The following is a 24,066-nucleotide window of genomic DNA, read 5'->3' on the forward strand; positions in this document are numbered from 1 at the left end:
TGCATGTGCATGTACTGTGCTCCGCATGACCTCTCCGCTCACAGCTGCCTCCGCGTCCCCGGAGCGCTGGTCCCCACGTCTGTGGGGCACTCTTCTCGTGCTCTGCGCCGCGATGTTCCTCGACGCGCTCGACGTCTCGATGGTCGGTGTCGCGCTGCCCTCCATCGGCTCGGAACTGAACCTCTCCACCTCGACCCTCCAGTGGGTCGTCAGCGGCTACATCCTCGGCTACGGCGGCCTGTTGCTCCTGGGCGGCCGAGCGGCCGACCTGCTCGGACGGCGCCGCGTCTTCCTGATCGCACTCGCCGTGTTCGCCCTCGCCTCGCTGCTCGGCGGGTTCGTCGACTCGGGGCCGCTGCTGATCGCCAGCCGTTTCATCAAGGGGTTGAGCGCCGCGTTCACCGCGCCCGCCGGCCTTTCCATCATCACCACGACGTTCGCCGAGGGCCCGGTCCGCAACCGCGCGCTCACCATCTACACCACCTGTGCCGCCACCGGCTTCTCCATGGGCCTGGTCCTCTCCGGACTGCTCACCGAGGCCAGTTGGCGTCTGACGATGCTGCTGCCCGCGCCGATCGCCGTCATCGCGCTGGTCGCCGGACTCAAGCTGATCCCCCGCAGCGCCCGCGAGAAGAACGTCGGCGGCTACGACGTGCCGGGCGCCGTCACCGGCACGGCGGCGATGCTGCTGCTCGTCTTCACCGTCGTCGAGGCACCGGAGGCCGGCTGGGCATCCGCCCGCACCCTCCTGTCGTTCCTCGCCGCGGCCGTGCTGCTCACCGTCTTCGTACGCATCGAACTTCGCTCCGCGAGCCCGTTGATCCGCCTCGGCGTCCTTCGCTCGGGGCCTCAACTCCGGGCGCAGATCGGTGCGATGACGTTCTTCGGCGGCTATGTCTCCTTCCAGTTCCTGGCCACGCAGTACTTCCAGACGCTGCTCGGCTGGTCCGCCCTGGAGACCGCGCTCGCCTTCCTGCCGGCGGGCGCCCTGGTCGCCCTGTCGTCCACGAAGGTCGGCTCGGTCATCGACCGGTTCGGCACACCGCGGGTCATCGTGGCGGGCTTCGTGCTGCTCGTCGCCTCGTACGTGCTGTTCCTGCGCGTCAGCCTCACCCCGTCGTACGCGTCCATGGTGCTGCCGTCGATGATCCTGCTCGGCTTCGCATGCGCCCTGGTCTTCCCCTCGCTCAACATCCAGGCCACCAACGGCGTGGACGACGACGAGCAGGGCATGGTGTCGGGCCTCCTGAACACCTCGATCCAGGTGGGCGGCGCGATCTTCCTCGCCGTCGTCACGGCAGTGATCACCGCGTCCTCGCACGGCTCCGACGCCTCACCGCAGGCCGTGCTCGACAGCTACCGGCCCGGCCTGATCGTGGTGACGCTCATCGCGGTCGCGGGCCTGCTCATCACTCTCACCGGGGTGCGGACCCGGCGGACGCGACGGACCACGCAGGAGACCGTCGTCGTCATCAAGTCGGCTCCCCAGGAGACGACGGAGAAGGCAGCCGAGAAGGAGCCGGTCGCCGTCAGCGAGTGACCGCACACGCCTTCAACAGGGGGCTCCCGGCGCGCAGTTGCTTGCCCGCCGGGAGCCCGCCCCGCACACTTCGAAGATGGGGCGAAGGACGCAGGCCGAGCGCGACGCGAACACCGTGGAGATCGGTTTCGCGCTCTTCGCCGCGACGTCCTTGGCGGGCGCCACGATGCTGGCCGTGGCGTCACCCGCGTTCTTCTTCGGCGTGACGTCCCCCAGTCAGGGCACGCTGGTCCTGGCCGGCAAGATCGTGGGGATCGTCGTCTTCGTCGCGGTCCTGGTGACGATTCTCGTACGCCACCGGCGCGCGCCGCGTCAGCCGAGCCAGCCGGGGCGCACCAGACCCGACTCATAGGCCAGGACGACCAGTTGGGCCCGGTCGCGGGCGCCGAGCTTCACCATCGTTCGGCTGACGTGTGTCTTCGCGGTGAGCGGGCTGACCACTAGGCGGCGGGCGATCTCCTCGTTCGACAGGCCGATGCCGACCAGCGCCATCACCTCCCTTTCCCGTTCGGTGAGTTCACCCAGCGGCTCTGCGCTCGCCGGCTCCTTGGAGCGGGCCGCGAACTCGGCGATGAGGCGGCGCGTGACACCGGGCGAGAGCAGCGCGTCGCCGTCGACCACCGCACGGACCGCACGCAGCAGTTCCTCCGGCTCGGTGTCCTTGACCAGGAAGCCCGAGGCGCCCGAGCGGATCGCCTCGAACACGTACTCGTCCAGCTCGAAGGTGGTCAGCATGACCACCTTGACGTCGTTCAGGTCCGGCTCGTCGGTGATCTTCCGGGTCGCGGCGAGACCGTCGAGCAGCGGCATGCGGATGTCCATCAGGACGACGTCGGGGCGCAGTTCACGCACCTTGCGCACGGCTTCCTCGCCGTCCGCCGCCTCCCCCGCGACCTCGATGTCCCGCTGGGCGTCGAGCAGCGCCTTGAAACCGGCCCGGACCAGCGACTGGTCGTCGGCGAGCAGTACGCGGATCACTGGTCCTCCTGAGGTGCCGGGCGAGTGGGCAGTACGGCGGTGACCCGGAAGCCCCCGTCCGGGCGCGAGCCCGCGTCGATCGTGCCATTGAGGGCGGCGGCGCGCTCCCGCATTCCCGCGAGTCCATTGCCGCTGCCGCCCGCGTCGGCACCGGTGGCCGGGCCGTCGTCGTCGATCCGCAGGGTGAGCGCCCCGGTCTCGTACCTCACCAGCACGCGCGCGTGGCGTGAGCCGGAGTGGCGCACGACGTTCGTGAGGGCCTCCTGGACGATGCGGAAGGCGGCGAGATCGACGCCGGGCGCCAGTCTCCTGCCGGACCCCTGCGTGTCGACCTCGACGGTGAGCCCTGTGCTCGCGGCCTGCTGCACGAGCTCGGGCAGCCTGTCGAGCCCGGGGGCCGGGGCGCGTGGCGCGTCACCGGGCGTACGGAGGGTGTCGAGGACTTGGCGGACCTCCCCCAGTGCCTCCTTGCTCGCGGCCTTGATGGTGGTCAGGGCGGTGCGGGCCTGCTCGGGATCGGAGTCGAGCAGCGCGAGGCCGACTCCCGCCTGGACGTTGATCACGGAGATGCTGTGCGCGAGGACGTCGTGCAGCTCGCGGGCCATGCGCAGCCGCTCCTCGTCGGCCCGCCGCTTGGCGGCCTGCGCGCGCTCCGCACGCTCCTTCATCCACTGCTCACGCCGTACGCGGGCCAGTTCGGACACGGCGATGATGGCGACGACCCAGACGGCGACGACGGTTTCCTCGCCCCAGGTCCGTTCGTTGTCACCGTCCGGCGGCAGCCACTCGTAGAGCCAGTGGGCGACCAGCAAGTGCCCCGCCCACAGCATGCCTACGGCGCCCCATGCGGCGCGCCGGTGCCCCGAGACGACGGCGGCGAAGCAGCCGACGGCGACGGTGATCAGGACGGGGCCGTACGCGTACCCGGCGCCCAGGTAGAGCAGTGCGGTCCCGGCCGTGACGTACGCGACCGGGACCGGGTGGCGGTGACGCAGCAGGAGCGAGGCCGTGCCCACGAGCAGGATCAGCCGCGCGTAGACATCGAGCGGCTGCCGGTCGAGCTGGCCCTCCGCCCCGTACTTCGAGCCGATCTGTACGAACACGGTGATCGCCAGCGTCGTCAGCCACGGCAGCCTGCCGGCGCCCTCGGCGTCTCCGGCGTCCTCCCGCCGGTTCCACCAGGGCGGCCCCTGCCGCCACATCGCCGGTCCGCCCCAGGGCAGGGGCGGACCGCCGCGCCCGCGTTCGCGCTGCTCATCCATGGCGGCAACGCTAGACCGGGAGGGGGCCGGCGGGCGTCACCCGAGCGTGGCGATCACGCGTACTCCCGCGGGAGTACCTCAGGGTCCTTGCTGCTCTCCGCGCCGCCTCGCGCGCGGCCAAAACGCCGGTGCAGTCGGCGCAGCGGACCGCCCTCGTCACACGCCCTGCGCCTACTTCTGTTCCAACAGCCCTACTCCGTGGGCGAGTTGCGTAGCCGCGTACGAGAAGAACTCCGTACGGTCCTCGACTACGCGGTTGAACTGGCCGAACACCTCGAAGCCGACGAGTCCGAAGAGCTGGGCCCACGCCGCGACCATGGCCGTGATCACCGCAGGCGGCAGGTCGGGCGCGAGGTCGGCGGCGATGCGCTCGGCCTCTGTGCGCAGCCCCTTCGGCAGCGGCTGCACGGCGATGCCGCGCCCCTGGTGGGCGTCGCGCACGATCCCGATGAGCAGCAGCCCGACACGGGCGGCGGCTTCGATCGTGGAGGCGGGCGCGCTGTACCCGGGGACGGGCGAGCCATAGATGAGGGCGTACTCGTGGGGATGCGCGAGCGCCCAGGTCCGCACGGCTTCGCACACGACCGTCCAGCGCCGCACGGGCTCGGCCGACGCGACCTCGGCGTGCGCGGCCTCGGCGGCGGCGCCGAGTGAGTCGTACGCGTCGATGATGAGTGCGGTCAGGAGTTCGTCGCGGCTGGGGAAGTAGCGGTAGAGGGCGGAGGACACCATGCCGAGCTCGCGGGCGACGGCGCGCAGCGAGAGCTTGGCCGCCCCGTCGGCCGCCAGCTGTCTGCGGGCCTCGTCCTTGATGGCGGCGGTGACTTCGACTCGGGCGCGGGCCCTGGCCCCGCTGGTGGCGCTGCTCATACAGGCAGTGTGCCACGAGTTCGGAGCAGTGCACCAAAACGAGAGCAGTGCACGCCAAAGCGAGCCCCGCACAAATTAGAGAGCACTGCTCTTGAAATGGAGCACCTGTCTCGTGCACACTGCTCTTAAGCGAGAGCAGTGCTCTCGGAAACTCTCCCGACTCTGGCGGTCACCATGTCTCCCTCCGGCTCCTCCTCCGCTTCCTCTTCTTCGGGCTCCCCCACCCCCTACTACCTCAAGGGCAGCCCGCTCGCCGTGCGGCTGAACAGCGTGATCGGCTGGCTGGCGCGGCGCGGCATCAGCCTGATGGGGTCGGCCGAGCTCTCCGTGCGGGGACGCAAGAGCGGCCAGATGCAGCGCATCCCGGTCAACCCGTTCACGTACGAAGGCACCCAGTACCTCGTCTCGGCGCGCGGCCACTCGCAGTGGGTGCGCAACATGCGCGCGGCGGGCGGGGGCGAGCTGCGCGTGGGCCGCAAGGTGCGCGCGTTCACGGTCGAGGAGGTCCCGGACGCGCAGAAGCTGCCGCTGCTGCGCGGCTACCTGGAGAAGTGGGGCTGGGAGGTCAACCAGTACTTCAAGGGCGTCACCGCGAAGTCCACGGACGCGGAGATCGAGGCGGCCGCGGGCGACCACCCCGTCTTCCGCGTCACCCTCACGAAGTGAGGCCGAGCGCCCACGGGCGGGCGCGCCGCGGCTACCGGTCGAAGGCGTTCAGTGCCCGCCCCGCCAGCGGATGGTTGCGCACCAGTTCGCCGAGCGTCGTCGAACCGCGGGTGATCCGCGCGAACGCGTTCCACGCGGGCCGGAACCCGGTGATCGCCGCGTGCAGCGCACCCGGACGGCGCTCGAAGACGGCGAGCATGCGCTTGCCCACGCTCATCTCGACACCGAGGCCGGCCTTGACGGCGAAGGCGTAGTTCAGGGCCTGGCGGCGGGCGTCGACCGCGTCGTGCGCCTCACCGATGCGCACCGCCCACTCCCCCGCGAGCCGCCCCGAGCGCAGCGCGAACGAGATGCCCTCACGGGTCCACGGTTCGAGCAGCCCCGCCGCGTCACCGCACACCAGGACCCGGCCGCGCGAGAGCGGCGAGTCGTCGCTACGGCAGCGCGTCAGATGGCCGGAGGAGATGCTCGGCTCGAAGCCCGCGAGCCCGAGGCGGGCGATGAAATCCTCCAAGTACCGCTTGGTGGCCGAGCCTTCGCCGCGTGCGGAGATGACACCCACGGTGAGGGTGTCGCCCTTGGGGAACACCCAGCCGTAACTCCCCGGCATGGGACCCCAGTCGATGAGGACGCGGCCCGCCCAGTCCTCGGCGACGCTCTGCGGCACCGGGATCTCGGCCTCGAGGCCCAGGTCCACCTGGTCGAGCTTCACACCGACATGGGCTCCTATGCGGCTCGCGCTGCCGTCGGCCCCGACGACCGCGCGCGCCAGCACCGTCTCGCCGCCCTGCAGGACCACCGCGACCGTCCGCCGGTCGGGCACCACGGAGCCGTGCTGCTCCACGCGCGCGACGGTGACGCCGGTGCGCACCTCGGCGCCCGCCTTCTGCGCGTGCTCGACCAGTTGCTGGTCGAACTCGGGGCGGTTGATCAGCCCGAAGAGCATCTGCTTCGAGCGGCGCGTACGGGCGAACTTGCCGTCCAGGGAGAACGTCACCGCGTACACCCGGTCCCTGAAGGGCAGCTCGAACCCTGGCGGGAGCGCGTCACGCGAGGGGCCGATGATGCCACCGCCACACGTCTTGTACCGGGGCAGTTCGGCTTTCTCCAGGACGAGGACGCTGCGTCCCGCGACGGCTGCCGCATAGGCCGCCGACGCCCCCGCGGGCCCTGCTCCCACCACGACGACGTCCCATACGTACTGCGCGTCGTCCGCTGAGTTCTCGCTGCTCACGTTGGTCTACCGCTCCCGATCCAGCTGTTGGCCGCGCTTTCCAGGGCATCCTACGGCGGGCACCTCGGGCACCCTGCTGTGGGAGGATCACCACACCCACGTACATACAACGTCGCACCCACGAGGAGCGTGCCCATGTCGCCGGATCCGATCACCGGAACCATCGCCTCACTCATGCCGAGGGCGAAGGCGGAGCTCGCCGAACTGGTGGCCTTCAAGTCGGTGGCGGACTTCGAACAGTTCCCCAGGAGCGAGAGCGAGGCCGCCGCGAACTGGGTGGCCGACGCGCTGCGCGCCGAGGGCTTCCAGGACGTGGCCCTGCTCGACACCCCGGACGGCACCCAGTCGGTGTACGGCCTGCTGCCGGGCCCCGAGGGCGCTCCCACCGTGCTGCTCTACGCGCACTACGACGTGCAGCCGCCGCTCGACGAGGCGGCGTGGACCAGCCCGCCGTTCGAGCTGACGGAGCGCGACGGCCGCTGGTACGGACGCGGCAGCGCCGACTGCAAGGGCGGCGTCCTGATGCACCTGCTCGCGCTGCGCGCCCTGAAGGCGAACGGCGGTGTCCCGGTGACCGTCAAGGTGATCGCCGAGGGTTCCGAGGAGCAGGGCACGGGCGGCCTCGAGCGGTACGCCGAGCAGCACCCCGACCTCCTCGCCGCCGACACCATCGTCATCGGCGACGCGGGCAACTTCCGCGTCGGACTGCCGACGGTGACCGCCACGCTGCGCGGCATGACCCTGGTGCGCGTCCGCATCGACACCCTGGCGGGCAATCTGCACTCGGGACAGTTCGGCGGCGCGGCGCCCGACGCGCTCGCGGCGCTGGTGCGGGTGCTCGACTCGCTGCGTGCCGAGGACGGCTCGACGACGGTCGACGGGCTCACCGGCGACGAGGTGTGGGACGGGCTTCAGTACGAAGAGGACGACTTCCGCAAGGACGCCAAGGTCCTCGACGGCGTACGTCTGGTCGGCAAGGGCACGGTCGCCGACCGCATCTGGGCGCGCCCCGCGGTCACGGTGCTCGGCATCGACTGCCCGCCGGTGGTCGGCGCGACCCCGTCCGTGCAGGCTGCCGCCCGGGCGTTGATCAGCCTGCGGGTGCCGCCGGGCGTGGACGCGGCGGAGGCCACCAAGCTGCTCCAGGCACACCTGGAGACGCACACCCCCTGGGGCGCGCAGGTGACCACCGAGCAGATCGGGCAGGGCCAGCCGTTCCGCGCGGACACCACGAGCCCGGCGTACGCGGCGATGGCGGAGGCGATGGGCGAGGCGTACCCGGGCGAGGAGATGCAGTACGCGGGGCAGGGCGGCTCGATCCCGCTGTGCAACACCCTCGCCGCGCTGTACCCCCGTGCGGAGATCCTGCTGATCGGCCTGAGCGAGCCGGAGGCGCAGATCCACGCGGTCAACGAGAGCGTGTCGCCCGAGGAGTTGGAGCGGCTCTCGGTCGCGGAGGCGCTTTTCCTCCAGAAGTACGCGGCGACGACCCGCTGAGCCACCGAGGGCCGATGCCCGTAGGTCATTCGCGGCCGACCGGAACCCCCGCCTCCAGGTACAGGGTGACCCCGCGCTCCCGCGCGCGCAGGGCCCAGCGCAGCCGTTGGTAGCGCACGGAGGGCAGGAGCCGGGCCGCCTCCTCCTCGGTGACGAAGCGACAGTCGCGCAGTTCGGGTCCCGGCAGCAGCATCTGACGCGCCTCGGCACTGTCGAGGCGCCCGCCGTCGAAGAGGAACCGCATGCCTCCGTAGCCGGGCGGCCGCGGCGGCTCCCAGTCGGCGACGAGGAGCCGGGGGGCGTCGGCGAGTTCGATGCCGGTCTCCTCGGCCACCTCGCGCATGCCCGCGCGCGCGGGCGCCTCGCCCGGTTCGACGACACCGCCGGGGAACTCCCAGCCGGCCTTGTACGTCGGGTCGACCAGCAGCACCCGGTCCCGCTCGTCGAAGAGCAGCACGCCGGCCGCGAGGGTCTCCGCGGTGGGCTCGGGGGTCTGCACGATGTCGCAGACGGACGCCGCCCCGGTGCGTACGGCGTCGGCGATGCGCGCGGCGGTCTCGCAGGGGCTGAGCGCGCCGGTGTCGATGCGGTGGGCGTCGGCGCCGAGCCAGCCCGCGAGCGCGGCGCGGTACGGCTCGATGTGGTCGAACGACCACTGCCGTACACGCGTGTCGCCCTCCGGCAGGTCCGGCAGGGGGCGTCCTGATATTCGCTCGCGCAGGATCGTTTCATCCGGGGTCAGGACGACATGGCGTACGGCGATCCTGCGGGAGGCGAGGCCGCCGAAGATCTCGTCGCGGTAGTCCTGCCGGAGCAGGGTCATCGGCACCACGAGGACGCCGCCGACCTCGGCGAGCAGGGCTGCCGCCGTGTCCACGACGAGCCGCCGCCAGAGCGGCAGGTCCTGGTAGTCGCTCACCTCGGCGAGGCGCTTGGCGGGCAGCAGTTCGTGCAGTCCGCCGCCGATGACCTCGGGGTCGAAGAGTGTGCTGTTCGGGATCAGCTCGATCAGTTCCCGTGCGGCGCTGGTCTTTCCCGCACCGAACGCGCCGTTGACCCAGACGATCACGGTTCCCCCTCTTCTGTTGGCCCCCTGTGGCTTGCCCGCAACACCCTGCCACGGAAACCAGGCCCTGATGAGGCCGCCATTCCCTGGGCCGAAAGGCGCCCTAAACTGTCAAGCGATTCGCACGCACTTCACCCCATCGGGTGGCAGTCACCCTGCATGGATCGTTCCCTCACTGCGGGGCGGGCCGACCCCCGCTAGCGTGATCCGCCAGGCGCCCCAGCCCCTGGTGACCTCCTGAATCCGGCTCTTCCGATGCGCCCCGCTCACGCGAGGATCCGGCCGATGCTCGACACTGGGGGACACGTGCAACTCGATGCACTGAACGAATTCGCCTACGAGGACGCCGATCACCAGCCCCGCGTGTACGGCCACAACGGCGCGGTCGTCGTCGAACTGCACGGCGAGGTCGACCTGTTGGCCTACCAGCAGATCGCCCCGCTCCTCGACCCCATCACCGGCGGCACGGCGACCACCGTGGTCATCGACCTCACCCACACCACGTTCTTCGACTGCTCCGGCCTCGGTCTGCTCGTCCGTGCGCGCCGCCGCACGACGGCGAGAGACGCCCGCCTCGCCGTGGTCTGCACCGACCCCCTGACGCTCCGCGTCCTGCGTCTGACGGGCCTCACTCCCATGCTGCAGCCGGTCTCCACGCTGGAAGAGGCGCTGCGGCAGGAGTGAGGGGGTGCTGCGGGGTCCGGGCAGCACCAAAAGCCTGCCTCTTGAACGCCGTTGCCGGGAGTAGGCGCGCACGGTGCATATATGCATTCTGTTCACACCCCGTGTGAACGGGGCACTCACCGTGGCTTCGCGGCGGGCCGGGACGCGTCGGCACGGTTGGGCCACCTGGTCCGGGTGTAGGCGTGGAAGTGGTCGCCGGCGTGGTCCTGACCGAGGGTGCAGTGCAGGACATCACCGGGCCTCTCGTCCCAGCACAGGCCGGGAATGTCGCGGGCGTGCTTCGGGGCTTTCATGCGGAGCGCTCCGTCTGCCGAGTGTTGTCGGTGGCCACGCACCGACACTCTCAATCCCGCTGGTCAGCGCGGGACATGACCGCCCATGACACGGACCGGATCATGCGGACGGCTCACCCCTTGCTCGACCCCAGCGTCAGCCCCGCGATGAAGTGCCGCTGCAGGAGCAGGAAGACCAGGACGGTGGGGAGCGCCACCAGGACCGAGCCCGCCGCCAGGAGGTTGTAATCGGTGAAGAACTGGCCCCTCAGGTTGTTCAGGGACGACGTGATCGGGAGTTTGTCGGGGTTGGAGATGAAGATGAGGGCCCAGAGGAAGTCGTTGTAGATCCAGGTGAATTCCAGGGTGCCCAGCGCTGCCAGCGCTGGGCGACACAGGGGCAGCGTGATGCGCCAGAACTGCGTCCACACGCCCGCGCCGTCCACGATCGCCGCCTCCAGGATTTCCTGCGGCAGCGTCCGCATGAAATTCGACAGCACAAAGACGCAGAAACCGACCTGGAAGCCCACATTGACGATGATGATCGCCCAGTACGAGTCGTACAGGGTGAGCGAGTCGGACATCCACCAAGGGAGGGGGATCTTGAGGAAGAGGACGTACAGGGGAGTGACCAGGACCTGGGGCGGCAGCAGGTTTCCCGCCGTGAAGAGCATCAGGAGAAGCATTCCGCCGCGGATTCTCAGCCGGCTCACGGCGAATGCCACGAACGACGCGAGGAAGAGCGTGACCAGGACCGCTGGCACGGCTATGAGCAGCGTGTTGGTGAAGTACTTGCCCATGCCGGAATCGCTGTAGGCCTGCCGGTAGTAGTCGAACGACAGGCTCTTGGGGAACGAGAAATAGCCGTGCTCCGCCGTCTCCCCGTACGGGCGCAAGGAGGCGTAGACGGCGAGGAGAAGGGGCGCGAGAAAGCCGAGGGTCACCGCCATCAGGAAGATGTGCACCCCGAAGCGGCCGGGTCGACGGACACGGCGTGCGGGCTTTTCGGCGAGGGGCGCGGGGTCTTCGCCGAGCGGCGTGGTGGTGTGGATGTCGGCTGTCATCGGTCGCGCGCACCTCGCAGCTCTTGGACCAGGAACGTCACGATGAATCCGACCGAGACGGTCAGGAGTACGACCGCGATGGCGGAGCCGAATCCGATGCGGCTCGCCTCGCCGATGATGTTGTCGGTGATCAGGACGGAGAGCAGTTCCAGGCCGTTGCGGCCCTTGTTGACCGCGTAGACGATGTCGAAGGCGCGCAGTGCCTCGATGACGGTGATGACGCCGACGATGACGTTCACCGGGCGGAGGGTCGGAAAGACGACGCGGAAGAATGTCTGGCGGGCGTTCGCGCCGTCTATCTGCGCGGCCTCTTTCAGGGCGGGGTCGACGGATTTCAGCCCGGCCAGATACAGGATCATGACGTAGCCCGTGTGCCGCCAGCTCGCGGCCAGCATCATCATCCAGATGTTGATGTCGGAGTTTCCGAGCCAGTCGATCGGGTCGTTCGGATTGTTCAGGATGGTGTTGACCACGCCCTGGTCGGTGCCGAGGATCAGCTGGGCCATGAATCCGACGACGGCAAGGGAGAGCACCACCGGCATGTAGAGCACGGACTGGTAGAAGCGGCTGAAGCGGACCCCGCGGTCGATGATGACCGCGAGGAGCAGCCCGAAGGGTGTGGCGACCAGGCCGAGGAAGGCGATCCACAGCAGGTTGTGGCGGACGGCGGGCCAGAACGCCGGGTAGTTGTCGACCAGGTTCTCGTAGTTCTTTCCGCCCACCCACCGGACGTCGCCTATGCCGTCCCAGGAGGTGAAGGACAGGCCGACGGAGGCCAGCGTCGGACCCCAGATGATGAAGATGTCGAGGAGGACGGGAATTCCCAGAAGCACGCCGAGCACGGCGATGTCACGGCGCGTGAAGCGCCGTGGTCCCCGCCGTCCGGCGCGCCGCGGGGTTTTCCGCGGCACGGTTTTCTGCGGCACGAGCGCGGTCCCTCGCTACTCAGCTGACGTCCGAGGAGAAGATGTCCTTCTTCTGGCGCTCGATGCTGTTGACCAGGCCGTCGACATCCTTGGGATTGTCGATGAAGTCCTGCAGCGCCTTGATCATGACGGTCTGCGCGAAGTCGGGGCGGGTGTCCCGGTCGAGGAACTGCGAGATCTGTTTGGCGCCGGAGACGAGTTCGGCCGACTTCTTCTGCAGCGGGCTGTACTTGCTGGTGTCGGCGCCGTCATTGACCGCGACGTTGTTGGGGTCACCGGCCAGGTAGACGTCCTCGGCCTTCGGTGTCCCGAGCCACTTCAGGAGTTCCTTGGCGCCGTCGACGTTCTTCGACTTCTTCGCCACCAGGAATCCGTCGATGGGCGCCTCCACGGCGTCCTGACCGTGCGCCGGGTCGATCTCGGGGAAGGCGAAGAAGTCGATGTCGTCGCGCTCGTCCGCCGGGAACTGCTGGCCGGGGTGCGGCATCCCGAAGACGGCCATGGAGGTCTTGCGCTGCTGGAGTCCCTGGCCCGCCTCTTCCCAGGTACGGCCGAGCGCGCCCTTCTGGTAGTACGGCATGAGCTCACGCCACAGGTCGAAGACCTTCTTCACCTTCGGGTCGGTCCAGGCTTCCTCGCCGGCCATCAGGCTCTTGTGGAACTCGTATCCGTTGAGGCGCATGTTGATGTAGTCGAAGGTGCCCATGGCGGGCCAGCCGTCCTTGTCGCAGAAGGCGACCGGTATGCCGTCCTTGCTCGTCTTCTTCGCCAGCGCGATGAACTCGTCCCACGTCTTGGCCTGTTCGTAGCCGTGCTTCTCGAAGAGGCTCTTGCGGTGGAAGACGGCCCATGGGTAGTAGTAATACGGCACGAAGTACTGCTTGCCCTCGTGTGTGGACTGCTCCCGCAGCGCGTCCGAGAAGCCCTTGAATCCCTTCCAGACATCGCTGATCTCGGTCAGCAGGCCCTTCTCGGCGAAGTACTGCATGCGGTAGCCGGCGAACCACATGAAGACGTCGTCCGGTGTCCCCTGGAGATAGCGCGTGATGTTCTGCTGGAACTCGTTGTGCTCTGTCGTGTTGACCTCGACGGTCTTCCCCGACTTCTTCTCGTAGGCGTCGAAGGCGGCGGCGAACGCCTTCTTGGGCACCGCGTCCGAGGAGTTGGACCCCATCGAGACTTCGTCCTTGTTGCCGCCCGGGCCGTCACCACAGGCCGTGAGCAGGGCCGGAAGGGTGACCGCGCCGGCTCCGGCAGCGGCACCACGCAAGACATTCCGTCGGGACATCCGATGTCCTGACATGCTGCGAGGCGTGGCAGGACCCATGAACGATGACTGTGCCATGTCCCCCTCCTCGGGGTTCAAACGAACACAACCGAACGCAAGGGTTGCGATCCCACTCCCAAGCGCCACCGCAGTCAAGGGTTTCGGCGTCCGGGTGCTCGAACCGTTACGGCACCTCTTCCAACAGAGTCCAACACGCCCTACCGTAAGCGCGCACCTCTGACACGTACATGCAGCCCCAACTTCTGCGAGTACGGAGGAATGTAACGATGCGTCAATTCCCACCCCGCATCTCGTCCCGCACCACGCGTCGAAGAGTCGTCGGATCGCTGGCCGCCGCACTGCTGTGCGCCGCGGGCCTCGCGGCACCGGCAGCGGGAGCCGAGACCGCCGGAGCGAAGCCTCCCGGCACCACCGGTGTGAAGCTCCCCGGCGATCTCGCCCTCACCCCGCCCATGGGCTTCAACAACTGGAACTCCACGCACTGCAGGGCCGAGTTCGACGAGTCGATGGTCAAGGGGATCGCGGACATCTTCGTCGAGAAGGGCCTCAAGGACGCCGGCTACCAGTACGTCAACCTCGACGACTGCTGGGCGCTTCCCGAGCGGGACGCGAACGGCAAACTGGTGCCCGACCCCAAGCGGTTCCCCCATGGCATCAAGGCAGTTGCCGACTACGTGCACGCCAAAGGGCTGAAGCTCGGCATCTACACCAGCGCGGGCACCAAGACCTGCAGCGACATCGGCTTCCCCGGCGCGCTCGGCCATGAGGTGAGCGACGCGCGGCAGTTCGCCGACTGGGGCGTCGACTACCTCAAGTACGACAACTGCAACAACCAAGGCGTCGACGCCAAGAAGCGGTACATCGCCATGCGCGACGCGCTGAAGGCGACCGGCCGTCCCATCGTCTACAGCATCTGCGAGTGGGGCGAGAACAAGCCCTGGGAGTGGGCCGCCGACGTCGGCCACCTGTGGCGCACCACCGGCGACATCAGCGACAACTGGTCCTCGATGCTGTCGATCATGAAGCAGAACCTGCCGCTCGCCGACCACGCGGGCCCGGGCCACTGGAACGACCCGGACATGCTCGAGGTCGGCAACGGCGGCATGACGGACACCGAGTACCGCACGCACTTCTCGATGTGGTCCATCATGGCCTCGCCGCTGCTCATCGGCTCCGACCTGCGCAAGGCCACGCCCGAGACCTTCGAGATCATCGGCAACAAGGAAGTCATCGCCGTCGACCAGGACCCCCTGGGCCGGCAGGGCGAGGTCCTGTCCTCGGAGGACGGCCGCTGGGTCGTCGCCAAGGAGATGGAGGACGGCAGCCGCGCGGTGGCGCTCTTCAACGAGACGGGCTCCGCCCAGTCGATCGCCACGTCGGCGCAGGCCGTAGGGCTCCCCGACGCCGACGGGTACACGCTGCGGGACCTGTGGAAGCACAAGAGCTACAACACCGCGGGGAAGATCGCGGCGACCGTCCCCGCGCACGGCACCGTGCTGCTGCGCGTCGCGGCGGACGGCAAGTGGGCCAAGAACCCGCCCGCCGTCGAACTCGGCCTGAGCGGTGACCCGTTGGTGGAGGCCGGCAAGTCCGCGAAGCTGACGTCGAAGGTCACCAACCTCGGCCGCACCCCCGCGCGGAAGGTGTCCACCGCCTTCACCGGCCCCTCCGGCTGGCGGATCGAGGCCGCATCGCCCTCGACCGCGAGTTCCCTGCGTACGGACCAGACGCTGAGCACGTCGTGGTCGGTGACCGCACCGCAGGGCGCGGCCCCGGGAGCGTACGACCTCACGCTCAGGACCACCTACCGCTCCCCCACGGGCACCCGTGCCGAAAGCGTTCTGCCGCTGACGGCACATGTCGCGGTGGCGCCGCCCGCGGGCAACTCGGCGGTCAGTGACCTGCCCTGGATGTCGACGGTCAACGGCTGGGGCCCCGTCGAGAAGGACACCAGCAACGGCGAGAGCGCGGCGGGCGACGGCCATCCGCTCACCATCGGCGGGATCGTTTACGCCAAGGGGCTCGGGGTGCACGCCGCGAGCGCCGTCGAGTACTACACCGGCGCGTCCTGCGAGAAGTTCACCGCGCAGGTCGGCGTGGACGACGAGAAGGACCCGAAGGGGACGGTGAGCTTCGAGATCTGGGCGGACGGAAAGAAGGCCGCGTCCACCGGCGTCCTCACCAACGCCGATGCCGCACAAGGGATTTCGGCCGATGTGACCGGTGCCAAGGTCGTACGCCTCGTCGTCACGGACGGCGGCGACGGCAGGGACTCCGATCATGCCGACTGGGCTGACCCGGTTCTCAGCTGCTGAGCGGGCCAACGGCCCGTGGAGGGCAACCGCGGGCCGGGCTGAGGCATTTCAGCCCGGCCCGCGTCCACGAGAAGGCACCCCCCCCTCGACCCCGAGCCGTCAGCTCCCCACCGCGGGCCGCAGATCCGCCGCCCTCTCCTCCTGGCTGAGCGCGGCGGCCGCGGCCCCCACAAGACCGGCGTCCGTGCCCATCAGGGCCGGGGCCACGGTCAGTTGGCTCACGAAGGACAGCGTGGCGTAGTCCTTCAGGGAGCGCCGCAGCGGATCGAAGAGCACGTCCCCCGCCTTGCCCACCCCGCCGCCGATGACCGCGATGTCGATCTCGACGAGCGTCGCCGTCGCGGCGATCCCCGCGGCGAGCGCCTGCGCCGCCCGTTCGAAGGAGGCGACGGCGACCGGGTCCCCGGCGCGCGCGGCGAGGGCCACCGCGGCGGCGGACGTGTCGCCGTCGGGACCCGGCCGCCAGCCGCCCTCCAGCGCACGCCGGGCGATGTTGGGCCCACTGGCGATGCGCTCCACGCACCCGCGCGCCCCGCACGGGCAGGCGTCACCGTCCAGGTCGACGCTGATGTGCCCGATGTGCCCCGCGTTCCCGGTGGGGCCGGGGTGCAGCTTGCCCCCGAGGATCAGTCCGCCCCCGACGCCCGTGGACACCACCAGGCACAGGGCGTTGTCATGGCCGCGGGCCGCGCCCTGCCAGTGCTCGGCGGCCGTCATCGCGACGCCGTCCCCGACCAGCTCGACCGGAAGGCCGCCGGTGGCCGCGCGCACCCGCTCGACCAGCGGGTAGCCGCGCCAGCCGGGGACGTTCACGGGGCTGACCGTCCCCGCGGACGCGTCCACGGGGCCCGCGCTGCCGATGCCCACCGCGCGCGCCCTGCCCCACATCGGGGAACGCGTGAGCTCGCCGATGACCTCTTCGACCGCCCGCATCACGGTGTCGCCGTCCTCGCGCGCGGGCGTGGGCCGCTGGGCGCGCAGCAGGATCCGGCCGCGCCCGTCCACCAGGGCGCCGGCGATCTTGGTGCCGCCGATGTCGAGTGCGGCGACGAGGTCCGTGTGCATCAGTGTCTGATCTCCTGGTGAAAGGGCAGGCCGCTCATCTGGTGAAAGGGCAGGCCGGAGAATGTGATGGACAGTCTCTCTTGCATCTGACAACGTTGTCCAGGTTCTATGCTCGACGCCACATCACTTAAGCACCACTTTCAGCTCACCTTCGTCGACGACAGGACAGCGCACCGTGGCCGAGACCGCCAGCCGACCCGAGCGACCCGAACCCCGCTACGGCAACCGTCCGACCATGAAGGACGTCGCCGCCCGCGCCGGAGTCGGCCTCAAGACGGTCTCCCGTGTCGTGAACGGCGAGCCGGGCGTCACCCCGGACACCGAGCGCCGCGTGCAGGAGGCCATCGACGCCCTCGGCTTCAGGCGCAACGACAGCGCGCGCGTCCTGCGCAAGGGCCGCACGGCCAGCATCGGCCTCGTGCTCGAAGACCTCGCCGACCCCTTCTACGGCCCGCTCAGCCGCGCCGTGGAGGAAGTGGCCCGCGCCCACGGCGCGCTCCTCATCAACGGTTCGAGCGCCGAAGACCCGGACCGCGAGCAGGAGTTGGTGCTCGCGCTGTGCGCGCGCCGGGTCGACGGTCTCGTCGTCATTCCGGCCGGTGACGACCACCGCTATCTGGAGCCGGAGATCGCCGCGGGTGTCGCGACCGTCTTCGTCGACCGGCCCGCCGGGAAGATCGACGCCGATGTCGTGCTCTCCGACAGCTTCGGCGGCGCGCGCGACGGCGTCGCCCACCTCATCGCCCACGGCCACCGCCGCATCGGCTTCATCGGCGACCAGCCGCGCATCCACACCGCCATAGAACGCCTGCGCGGCTACCGGGCCGCCATGGAGGACGCGGGCATCCCCGTCGAGGACGAGTGGATGTCGCTCGGCCCCACCGCCCCGGACCGCGTCGAGCAGGCCACCAGGACGATGCTGGGCGGTGCCGACCCCGTCACGGCGATCTTCGCGGGCAACAACCGCGTGACGGTGACCGTCGTCCGCGTTCTCGCCGGGCACGCCCGCCCCGTCGCCCTCGTCGGCTTCGACGACATCGAGCTCGCGGACCTGCTGCAGCCGGGCGTGACCGTCGTCGCCCAGGACGCCGCGCAGCTGGGCAGGACCGCCGCGGAGCGCCTGTTCCGTCAGCTGGACGGCGCGTCCGACGCCCCGGAGCGCATCGAACTCCCGACGCGGCTCATCAAGCGCGGATCGGGCGAACTGCCGCCCGCGGGCTGACGGCCGGGCGGCCGGGGTGCGGGCGCGGTCAGCAGACGGGGAGGCCCGGCAGCGGCTTGTCGTTGTCGCCGCCCTTGATGTAGACGTCGCTGATGAAGACGCCGGTGTTGCCGCTGTCGTCGTCCGTCTTGGCCCACCAGACGTTCGTCCACTCGCCCTGCGTCTCGCGGCGGCCCAGGTTCTGCTGGCAGTAGAAGTAATTCGTCCCCGCGTTCAGGACGCCGGCCTCGGCGCCGGACGCGGTGTACGACGTCGCCGTACGCCAGACCGAGCAGTCGTACTTGCCGCCGCCCGCGGCGTGGCAGGCGGCTTCGGGGGCCGGATCGTCGCCGCCGCCCGTCGTGCCGCCGGAGCCGTCGGAGCCGCCGCCCGTCTTGCCGCTGTCCCCGGTGGGTCCGGTGGAGGGCTTGGGGCGGGTCGCCGGTCTGTCCGTGGACTTGGGGTCGTCGTCCTTGCCCGCGGAGGGCTTTGCCTCCGGCTTGCGGGACTTCTCGTCGCCCTGCTTCGAGGGCTTGGGGCCGTCCGTGCCCTCCAGCCCGCCCCGGCTGCTGTCGGCTTCCGGTTCGGCGGCTCCCCCGGAGGCGGCGGCTCGCCCGGCCTGGCTCTTGCTGTCCTCCTGGCCGTCGAGGAGGGCGACGGTCACGCCGGTCGCCGCGAGGACGACGACCACGGCCACCGCGGCGAGCAGCGCCCGGCCGCGGCGCGGTCGACGCTCCGGGGGTGTGGCGGTGGGCGGCGGCACGGCACCGGAAGGCACCGCGGCGGCGGCGAGCGGTGGTCCGAAGCCCGGGGGCGGGCCGCTGGGGATGCTGCGCTCGGTGGCCTCCCTCAGCCGCGGCGCGGGCTCGCGCGGCGGGGCGGTGAGGGCGCCGTCGGCCGCGTCGGCGAGGATCAGGGCCGCCTGCTCCGCGTCCGGGCGTGCCTGCGGGTCCTTGTGCATCAGCTGTCGCAGCACCGGGATCAACGGCCCGGCCCGCTGCGGCTCGGGAAGCGGGTCGGTGACGATCGCGGTGAGCGTGGACCAGGTCGACGTACGACGGAACGGGGACGCGCCTTCGACCGCCGCGTAGAGGGTGGCGCCCAGGGCCCACACGTCGGACGCGGGGCCCGGGTCCTGGCCCTGGGCGCGCTCGGGCGCCAAGTAGTCCAGGGAGCCGACGAGTTCGCCGCTGCGGGTCAGGTGGGTGGCGGAGCCGTCGCCCGGGTCGTCCATCGTGGCGATGCCGAAGTCGGTCAGGACGACGCGGCCACCGGTCTCCAGGAGAATGTTTCCGGGCTTCACGTCGCGGTGCAGTACTCCGGCGCGGTGGGCGGCGGCGAGCGCCTCCATGACCTTGGCGCCGACGGCCGCAGCTTCGCGGGGGTCGAGGGTGCCACGCTCCCGCAGGACGTCGTCCAGGGAGGGTCCTTCGACCAGCTCCATGACGATGAGGGGCCGCCCGTCGACCTCCGCCACGTCGTGCACGGCGACGACTCCGGGGTGGCGCACCCGGGCGGCCGCGCGGGCCTCGCGCTGCATCCGTACGCGCAGGTCGGCCAGTTCGGGCCCGGCCGCGTCCGTGTACGTGCGCAGTTCCTTGACGGCGACCTCGCGGCCGAGCACCTCGTCGACGGCGCGCCAGACGACGCCCATGCCGCCGCGTCCGAGCTGCGCGGTCACGCGATAGCGCCCGGCGAGCAGACGCCCCACACCGCCGGTCTGTTCCTGATCCCCCGAAGTCACCGCTGCCCCGTTCCTGTGACACCACTGTGCGTGGCTCACAGACTACGGGGCAGGGGTGACAGCGCGTGCCGGGAGTTACTTGCCGTGGGGCGTGAGGTCCCCGCGGCGCGGACCCGAGAAGTGCTGCAGGCGGGCCAGCGTCAGGCCGGTGAGCCGGGTGACCTCGCCGACGTCGAGGGCGCCGCAGTCCAGACCGCGCAGCAGGTATCCGGCGAGCGCCTTGGCCGATGCCGGCTCGTCCGCCACGTCGCCGCCCTCGCGGTGTGCGGCGTACGCGGACAGGCGCGCGGCGGCCTGCTCGAAGCCCTCGCGGTAGAAGGCGAACACGGCGGCGTAGCGCGTGGGGATGTGGCCGGGGTGCATGTCCCAGCCCTGGTAATAGGCGCGGGCCAGGGCGCGGCGGGTGAGGCCGTAGTGCAGCCGCCAGGCGTCGTGGACCTTCTCGGTGGAGCCGACGGGCAGCACGTTGGTGGAGCCGTCCGACACGCGTACGCCGGTGCCCGCAGCCGCGACCTGCATGATCGCCTTGGCGTGGTCGGCTGCCGGGTGGTCGCTGGTCTGGTAGGCGGCGCTCACGTGGAGGCAGGCGCTGTAGTCGAAGGTGCCGTAGTGCAAGCCGGTGGCGCGGCCTTCGGCGGCGCCGATCATGCGGGCCACGGTGGCGGTGCCGTCGGTGGCCAGGATGGACTGGCTGGTCTCGATCTGGATCTCGAAGCCGATCCGGCCCGGCTCCAGGCCGCGCACCTTCTCGAACTCCTCCAGGAGGCGCACCATCGCGGTGACCTGCTCGGGGTACGTGACCTTGGGCAGGGTCAGGACGAGGCCGTCGGGCAGGCCGCCGGCCTCCATGAGGCCGGACAGGAAGATGTCGAGGGTGCGGATGGCGCGGTCGCGCACGTTCTCCTCGAAGCACTTCATGCGGATGCCCATGTACGGGGCCGCGGTGCCGTTCTTGTACGCCTCGGAGATCAGGCGGGCCGCGCGGGCGGCGTCCTGGTCCTCGTCCGCGCCCTTGTAGCCGTCCTCGAAGTCGATGCGCAGGTCCTCGATCGGCTCGCGCTCCAGCTTGGCGCGTACGCGGTCGTACACCGGCACGGCGAGGTCGTCCGAGAGACCGAGGACGGACGCGAAGGACGCGGCGTCCGGAGCGTGCTCGTCGAGGGCCTTCAGGGCCTGGTCACCCCACGTACGGATGGTGTCGGCGCCGAAGAGCTCACCGGGGACGTACACGGTGTGGACCGGCTGGCGGGTGCCCGGGTCGCCGGGGTAGCGGCGCTCGAGCTCCGCGTCCACCGGGGCGAGGGAAGCGCTGATGCCCTCGCTGACCGCGCCCGCGAGGCTCGTTGCCACCTTCTCTTGCTGACCCATTCCTGCACCCTCCACACGATCGGGTCCTCACACTCAGGACCACTCGATGTTTCCGCTCCACGGAATCAACAATCCGTATGGCGAAGTTATCCGGCGACCTTCCCGCTGGTCAACACCCTCTCGTCTGCCGGACCCCGCCCGTTCATCCCTGTCTCAGATCCTGCTTCCGCACTCGCGTGCCCGCACCTCATGCTGACCGCCACCCACTGAAGGAGACCGCGTGCCGAACGACACCCGAGTAACGCGCCGCCTCGGCCTGCAGACCGCGCTCGCCGCGGTGGCCGTGCCCTTGTTCACCACCGCGCTGGCCGCATCGCCCGCCCAGGGGGTGGAGCGCTCGGGGCGCCGACTGGAGGTCATGTCGTTCAACCTCCGCTACGCGAGCACCACGCCGCCCAACACCTGGGCCGACCGCCGCCCGGTGACGCGGGAACTCCTTCGCCGCGCGCGCCCTCATGTCATCGGCACCCAGGAAGGCCTCTACCAGCAGGTACAAGACATCGCCGAGGATCTGGGCCGGCACTACGACTGGATCGGCACCGGCCGCGCGGGCGGCAGCCGGGACGAGTTCATGAGCGTCTTCTACGACACCCGCAGACTCGCGCCGGTCGAGTACGACCACTACTGGCTCTCCGACACCCCGGACGTCATCGGCTCGAACACCTGGGGCGGCGGCTCCATCCGCATGGTCACCTGGGTCCGCTTCCACGACCTGCGCACGGACACCGAGCTGTACGTCCTCAACACCCACCTGGACAACGCGAGCCAGTACGCACGCGCGCGTGCCGCGAGTCTGATCACCGAGCGGATCACCCGTCTCGACCCGTCCCTGCCGCTCCTGGTCACGGGTGACTTCAATGTCGCGGCACACAAGAACCCGGTCTACGACACGATGCTGGGCTCCGGTCTCGTCGACACATGGGACGCGGCGGACGAGCGCAGCAAGGCGTACGCCACCTTCCACGGGTACCGGCCGCTGGTGCCGGACGGCGACCGGATCGACTGGATCCTGGCGACGCCCGATGTGCGGGTCCACTCGGCGGTGATCAACACGTTCTCGCAGGGCGGTCAGTTCCCGAGCGACCATCTGCCGGTGCAGGCCTCACTGACGCTGTGACGCGGCGAGGCCCTCGCCCCGCTCTGCGCGGGGTGAGGGCCTCGTACGATCGATGAGGTCAGCCCTTGCGGGTGTTGACCTCTACGGTGAGGGCGGGGACGACGTCGAAGAGGTCGCCGACCACGCCGTAGTCGACCAGGTCGAAGATCGGGGCCTCGGCGTCCTTGTTGATCGCCACGATCGTCTTGGAGGTCTGCATGCCCGCCCGGTGCTGGATCGCACCCGAGATGCCCGAGGCGATGTACAGCTGCGGCGAGACACTCTTGCCGGTCTGGCCCACCTGGTTGGAGTGCGGATACCAGCCCGCGTCCACCGCCGCACGCGAGGCACCCACCGCCGCACCCAGCGAGTCCGCCAGGGACTCGATGAGGTGGAAGTTGTCCGCGCCGTTCACACCCCGGCCACCGGAGACCACGATGGCGGCCTCGGTCAGCTCCGGACGCCCCGTCGACTCCCGCGGCGTACGCGCGGTCACCTTGGTGCCGGTGGCCTGCGCCGAGAACGACACCTCAAGGGCCTCCACGGTACCGGCGGCCGGGGCGGCCTCCACCGCGGCACTGTTGGGCTTGACCGTGATGACCGGCGTGCCGGTCGAGACCCGCGACTTGGTGCTGTAGGACGCAGCGAACGCCGACTGCGTGGCCACCGGACCCTCCGCGGAGGCCTCCAGGTCAACGGCGTCGGTGATGATGCCGCCCTTGATGCGCAGCGCCAGACGCGCCGCGATCTCCTTGCCCTCCGCCGAGGAAGGCACCAGCACGGCGGCCGGGGACACCGCGTCGTAGGCGGCCTGCAGCGCATCCACCTTCGGCACCACCAGGTAATCGGCGAGCTCGGCGGCATCATGGGTCAGCACCTTGACGGCGCCGTGCTCGGCCAGCGCAGCCGCGGTCTCCGCAGCGCCATTGCCAAGCGCGACCGCGACGGGCTCACCGATGCGGCGGGCCAGCGTCAGCAACTCCAGGGTGGGCTTGCGGACGGCACCGTCCACGTGGTCGACATAGACGAGAACTTCAGCCATGAGACTTCTTCTCTCCTGCACATACGAGAAAGGGGGGGGCGGATTTCAGGGGCTCGGCTTCACCCAGAGCCCTGCGGGGCTAGATGAACTTCTGGCCCGCGAGGAACTCAGCGAGCTGCTTGCCGCCCTCGCCCTCGTCCTTGACGATCGTGCCCGCGGTCCGGGCCGGACGCGCGGTGGCCGACTCGACCTTCGTCCAGGCACCCTCCAGGCCCACCTGGTCGGCCTCCAGGTCCAGATCGGAGAGGTCCCAGGCCTCCACCGGCTTCTTCTTCGCGGCCATGATGCCCTTGAACGACGGGTAGCGCGCCTCACCCGACTGGTCGGTCACCGACACCACCGCCGGCAGCGAAGCCTCCAACTGCTCGGAAGCCGCATCCCCATCACGACGACCCGTGACCACACCATCCGCCACCGACACCTCCGACAACAGCGTCACCTGCGGAACACCCAGACGCTCCGCCAGCAGCGCCGGCACCACACCCATGGTGCCGTCGGTGGACGCCATGCCCGAGATCACCAGGTCATAGCCGGCCTTCTCGATCGCCTTGGCCAGCACCAACGACGTCCCCAGCGCATCCGTGCCGTGCAGATCATCGTCCTCGACATGGATGGCCTTGTCCGCACCCATCGACAACGCCTTGCGCAGCGCGTCCTTCGCGTCCTCCGGACCCACCGTCAGCACGGTGATCTCCGCGTCGTCCGCCTCGTCCGCGATCTGCAACGCCTGCTCGACCGCATACTCGTCCAGCTCCGACAGCAGGCCGTCCACGTCATCCCGGTCGACGGTCAGGTCATCGGCGAAGTGCCGGTCGCCGGTGGCGTCAGGCACGTACTTCACGGTGACAACGATCCTCAAGCTCACGCCGGCTCTCCTACTGCATCGTC

Annotated in this window: 22 protein-coding genes; 8 read left to right on the top strand and 14 right to left on the bottom strand. The window is 70.1% G+C overall.

Annotated elements, in window-relative coordinates; genetic code table 11:
* The first annotated feature begins 25 nt into the window (after positions 1-25).
* Positions 26-1,540, top strand: coding sequence for an MFS transporter (locus tag AB0I66_RS05770; RefSeq protein ID WP_363206410.1), 1,515 nt, complete (start codon positions 26-28; stop codon positions 1,538-1,540).
* Between the two features lie 76 nt (positions 1,541-1,616).
* The gene (locus AB0I66_RS05775) at positions 1,617-1,892 is read left to right on the top strand and encodes a DUF6332 family protein (RefSeq protein WP_363206411.1); all 276 of its coding nucleotides are present in this window, start codon (positions 1,617-1,619) and stop codon (positions 1,890-1,892) included.
* Here the strand turns inward: AB0I66_RS05775 and AB0I66_RS05780 are convergent.
* The 3 genes from AB0I66_RS05780 to AB0I66_RS05790 all read right to left on the bottom strand — a co-directional run bounded on the left by AB0I66_RS05780 (position 1,853) and on the right by AB0I66_RS05790 (position 4,650).
* Positions 1,853-2,518 (bottom strand): response regulator transcription factor, encoded by a 666-nt coding sequence (locus AB0I66_RS05780; protein ID WP_363206412.1) that lies wholly within the window; start codon positions 2,516-2,518, stop codon positions 1,853-1,855. The genes AB0I66_RS05775 and AB0I66_RS05780 overlap by 40 nt on opposite strands.
* Entirely contained in the window at positions 2,515-3,780 is a 1,266-nt protein-coding gene (locus AB0I66_RS05785; RefSeq protein ID WP_363206413.1) for a sensor histidine kinase, read from the bottom strand. The genes AB0I66_RS05780 and AB0I66_RS05785 overlap by 4 nt, the downstream gene beginning before the upstream one ends.
* A 171-nt stretch (positions 3,781-3,951) precedes the next feature.
* Positions 3,952-4,650: a TetR/AcrR family transcriptional regulator gene (locus AB0I66_RS05790; protein ID WP_363206414.1), complete on the bottom strand. Its 699-nt coding sequence runs from the start codon at positions 4,648-4,650 to the stop codon at positions 3,952-3,954.
* Between the two features lie 174 nt (positions 4,651-4,824).
* Here AB0I66_RS05790 and AB0I66_RS05795 point away from each other — a divergent pair, with 174 nt between their 5' ends.
* Positions 4,825-5,316: a nitroreductase family deazaflavin-dependent oxidoreductase gene (locus AB0I66_RS05795; protein ID WP_363206415.1), complete on the top strand. Its 492-nt coding sequence runs from the start codon at positions 4,825-4,827 to the stop codon at positions 5,314-5,316.
* 31 nt (positions 5,317-5,347) lie between these two features.
* Here the strand turns inward: AB0I66_RS05795 and AB0I66_RS05800 are convergent, their stop codons facing one another.
* Entirely contained in the window at positions 5,348-6,550 is a 1,203-nt protein-coding gene (locus tag AB0I66_RS05800; RefSeq protein ID WP_363206416.1) for a geranylgeranyl reductase family protein, read from the bottom strand.
* A 135-nt stretch (positions 6,551-6,685) separates the two neighbouring features.
* Here AB0I66_RS05800 and AB0I66_RS05805 point away from each other — a divergent pair, with 135 nt between their 5' ends.
* Positions 6,686-8,047 (top strand): dipeptidase, encoded by a 1,362-nt coding sequence (locus tag AB0I66_RS05805; RefSeq protein WP_363206417.1) that lies wholly within the window; start codon positions 6,686-6,688, stop codon positions 8,045-8,047.
* A 25-nt stretch (positions 8,048-8,072) separates the two neighbouring features.
* Here the strand turns inward: AB0I66_RS05805 and AB0I66_RS05810 are convergent, their stop codons facing one another.
* Positions 8,073-9,116, bottom strand: a complete 1,044-nt coding sequence (locus AB0I66_RS05810) for an NUDIX domain-containing protein (protein WP_363206418.1) — start codon at positions 9,114-9,116, stop codon at positions 8,073-8,075.
* A 282-nt stretch (positions 9,117-9,398) separates the two neighbouring features.
* Between AB0I66_RS05810 and AB0I66_RS05815 the strand changes: the two genes are divergently transcribed.
* Positions 9,399-9,797: an STAS domain-containing protein gene (locus tag AB0I66_RS05815; protein WP_363206419.1), complete on the top strand. Its 399-nt coding sequence runs from the start codon at positions 9,399-9,401 to the stop codon at positions 9,795-9,797.
* Between the two features lie 116 nt (positions 9,798-9,913).
* On the opposite strand, the gene AB0I66_RS05820 is transcribed toward AB0I66_RS05815, so the two are convergent.
* The 4 genes from AB0I66_RS05820 to AB0I66_RS05835 form a co-directional block, all read right to left on the bottom strand.
* On the bottom strand, positions 9,914-10,090 hold the full coding sequence (locus tag AB0I66_RS05820; protein ID WP_363206420.1) for a hypothetical protein: 177 nt from the start codon (positions 10,088-10,090) through the stop codon (positions 9,914-9,916).
* A gap of 113 nt (positions 10,091-10,203) precedes the next feature.
* The gene (locus tag AB0I66_RS05825; protein WP_363206421.1) at positions 10,204-11,133 is read right to left on the bottom strand and encodes a carbohydrate ABC transporter permease; all 930 of its coding nucleotides are present in this window, start codon (positions 11,131-11,133) and stop codon (positions 10,204-10,206) included.
* Positions 11,130-12,044, bottom strand: a complete 915-nt coding sequence (locus AB0I66_RS05830; protein ID WP_363206701.1) for a sugar ABC transporter permease — start codon at positions 12,042-12,044, stop codon at positions 11,130-11,132. Before AB0I66_RS05830 ends, AB0I66_RS05825 begins: the two co-directional genes overlap by 4 nt.
* A 34-nt stretch (positions 12,045-12,078) precedes the next feature.
* Positions 12,079-13,347, bottom strand: coding sequence for an ABC transporter substrate-binding protein (locus AB0I66_RS05835; RefSeq protein ID WP_363206422.1), 1,269 nt, complete (start codon positions 13,345-13,347; stop codon positions 12,079-12,081).
* A gap of 266 nt (positions 13,348-13,613) precedes the next feature.
* Here AB0I66_RS05835 and AB0I66_RS05840 point away from each other — a divergent pair, with 266 nt between their 5' ends.
* Positions 13,614-15,662, top strand: coding sequence for an NPCBM/NEW2 domain-containing protein (locus tag AB0I66_RS05840; protein ID WP_363206423.1), 2,049 nt, complete (start codon positions 13,614-13,616; stop codon positions 15,660-15,662).
* A gap of 99 nt (positions 15,663-15,761) precedes the next feature.
* Here the strand turns inward: AB0I66_RS05840 and AB0I66_RS05845 are convergent, their stop codons facing one another.
* Entirely contained in the window at positions 15,762-16,727 is a 966-nt protein-coding gene (locus AB0I66_RS05845; RefSeq protein WP_363206424.1) for an ROK family protein, read from the bottom strand.
* Between the two features lie 235 nt (positions 16,728-16,962).
* Between AB0I66_RS05845 and AB0I66_RS05850 the strand changes: the two genes are divergently transcribed.
* Positions 16,963-17,949 (top strand): LacI family DNA-binding transcriptional regulator, encoded by a 987-nt coding sequence (locus AB0I66_RS05850; protein WP_363206702.1) that lies wholly within the window; start codon positions 16,963-16,965, stop codon positions 17,947-17,949.
* A gap of 28 nt (positions 17,950-17,977) precedes the next feature.
* Here the strand turns inward: AB0I66_RS05850 and AB0I66_RS05855 are convergent, their stop codons facing one another.
* Both AB0I66_RS05855 and AB0I66_RS05860 read right to left on the bottom strand, forming a co-directional pair.
* Positions 17,978-19,672 carry a serine/threonine-protein kinase gene (locus AB0I66_RS05855; protein ID WP_363206425.1) on the bottom strand — a complete coding sequence of 565 codons (1,695 nt, stop codon included), beginning with the start codon at positions 19,670-19,672 and terminating at the stop codon, positions 17,978-17,980.
* 75 nt (positions 19,673-19,747) lie between these two features.
* Entirely contained in the window at positions 19,748-21,040 is a 1,293-nt protein-coding gene (locus tag AB0I66_RS05860) for an aldolase/citrate lyase family protein (RefSeq protein WP_363206426.1), read from the bottom strand.
* A 220-nt stretch (positions 21,041-21,260) separates the two neighbouring features.
* On the opposite strand from AB0I66_RS05860, the gene AB0I66_RS05865 reads away from it, so the two are divergent.
* Positions 21,261-22,157: an endonuclease/exonuclease/phosphatase family protein gene (locus AB0I66_RS05865; RefSeq protein WP_363206427.1), complete on the top strand. Its 897-nt coding sequence runs from the start codon at positions 21,261-21,263 to the stop codon at positions 22,155-22,157.
* A gap of 58 nt (positions 22,158-22,215) precedes the next feature.
* On the opposite strand, the gene AB0I66_RS05870 is transcribed toward AB0I66_RS05865, so the two are convergent.
* Together AB0I66_RS05870 and AB0I66_RS05875 are read right to left on the bottom strand one after the other, a co-directional pair.
* Positions 22,216-23,178, bottom strand: coding sequence for an electron transfer flavoprotein subunit alpha/FixB family protein (locus tag AB0I66_RS05870; RefSeq protein ID WP_363206428.1), 963 nt, complete (start codon positions 23,176-23,178; stop codon positions 22,216-22,218).
* Positions 23,179-23,257: 79 nt separating this feature from the next.
* Positions 23,258-24,043: an electron transfer flavoprotein subunit beta/FixA family protein gene (locus AB0I66_RS05875; RefSeq protein ID WP_363206429.1), complete on the bottom strand. Its 786-nt coding sequence runs from the start codon at positions 24,041-24,043 to the stop codon at positions 23,258-23,260.
* Between the last annotated feature and the right edge of the window lie 23 nt (positions 24,044-24,066).

The sequence above is a fragment of the Streptomyces sp. NPDC050439 genome, from assembly GCF_040655335.1.
Classification (GTDB): domain Bacteria; phylum Actinomycetota; class Actinomycetes; order Streptomycetales; family Streptomycetaceae; genus Streptomyces.

Bases quoted from the DNA above. Each gene is read 5' to 3' on its own strand.
- AB0I66_RS05770 (WP_363206410.1), top strand. From the start codon at position 26: ATGACCTCTCCGCTCACAGCTGCCTCCGCGTCCCCGGAGCGCTGGTCC.
- AB0I66_RS05775 (WP_363206411.1), top strand. From the start codon at position 1,617: ATGGGGCGAAGGACGCAGGCCGAGCGCGACGCGAACACCGTGGAGATC.
- AB0I66_RS05785 (WP_363206413.1), bottom strand. From the start codon at position 3,780: ATGGATGAGCAGCGCGAACGCGGGCGCGGCGGTCCGCCCCTGCCCTGG.
- AB0I66_RS05790 (WP_363206414.1), bottom strand. From the start codon at position 4,650: ATGAGCAGCGCCACCAGCGGGGCCAGGGCCCGCGCCCGAGTCGAAGTC.
- AB0I66_RS05795 (WP_363206415.1), top strand. From the start codon at position 4,825: ATGTCTCCCTCCGGCTCCTCCTCCGCTTCCTCTTCTTCGGGCTCCCCC.
- AB0I66_RS05805 (WP_363206417.1), top strand. From the start codon at position 6,686: ATGTCGCCGGATCCGATCACCGGAACCATCGCCTCACTCATGCCGAGG.
- AB0I66_RS05815 (WP_363206419.1), top strand. From the start codon at position 9,399: ATGCTCGACACTGGGGGACACGTGCAACTCGATGCACTGAACGAATTC.
- AB0I66_RS05820 (WP_363206420.1), bottom strand. From the start codon at position 10,090: ATGAAAGCCCCGAAGCACGCCCGCGACATTCCCGGCCTGTGCTGGGAC.
- AB0I66_RS05825 (WP_363206421.1), bottom strand. From the start codon at position 11,133: ATGACAGCCGACATCCACACCACCACGCCGCTCGGCGAAGACCCCGCG.
- AB0I66_RS05835 (WP_363206422.1), bottom strand. From the start codon at position 13,347: ATGTCCCGACGGAATGTCTTGCGTGGTGCCGCTGCCGGAGCCGGCGCG.
- AB0I66_RS05840 (WP_363206423.1), top strand. From the start codon at position 13,614: ATGCGTCAATTCCCACCCCGCATCTCGTCCCGCACCACGCGTCGAAGA.
- AB0I66_RS05845 (WP_363206424.1), bottom strand. From the start codon at position 16,727: ATGCACACGGACCTCGTCGCCGCACTCGACATCGGCGGCACCAAGATC.
- AB0I66_RS05850 (WP_363206702.1), top strand. From the start codon at position 16,963: ATGAAGGACGTCGCCGCCCGCGCCGGAGTCGGCCTCAAGACGGTCTCC.
- AB0I66_RS05860 (WP_363206426.1), bottom strand. From the start codon at position 21,040: ATGGGTCAGCAAGAGAAGGTGGCAACGAGCCTCGCGGGCGCGGTCAGC.
- AB0I66_RS05870 (WP_363206428.1), bottom strand. From the start codon at position 23,178: ATGGCTGAAGTTCTCGTCTATGTCGACCACGTGGACGGTGCCGTCCGC.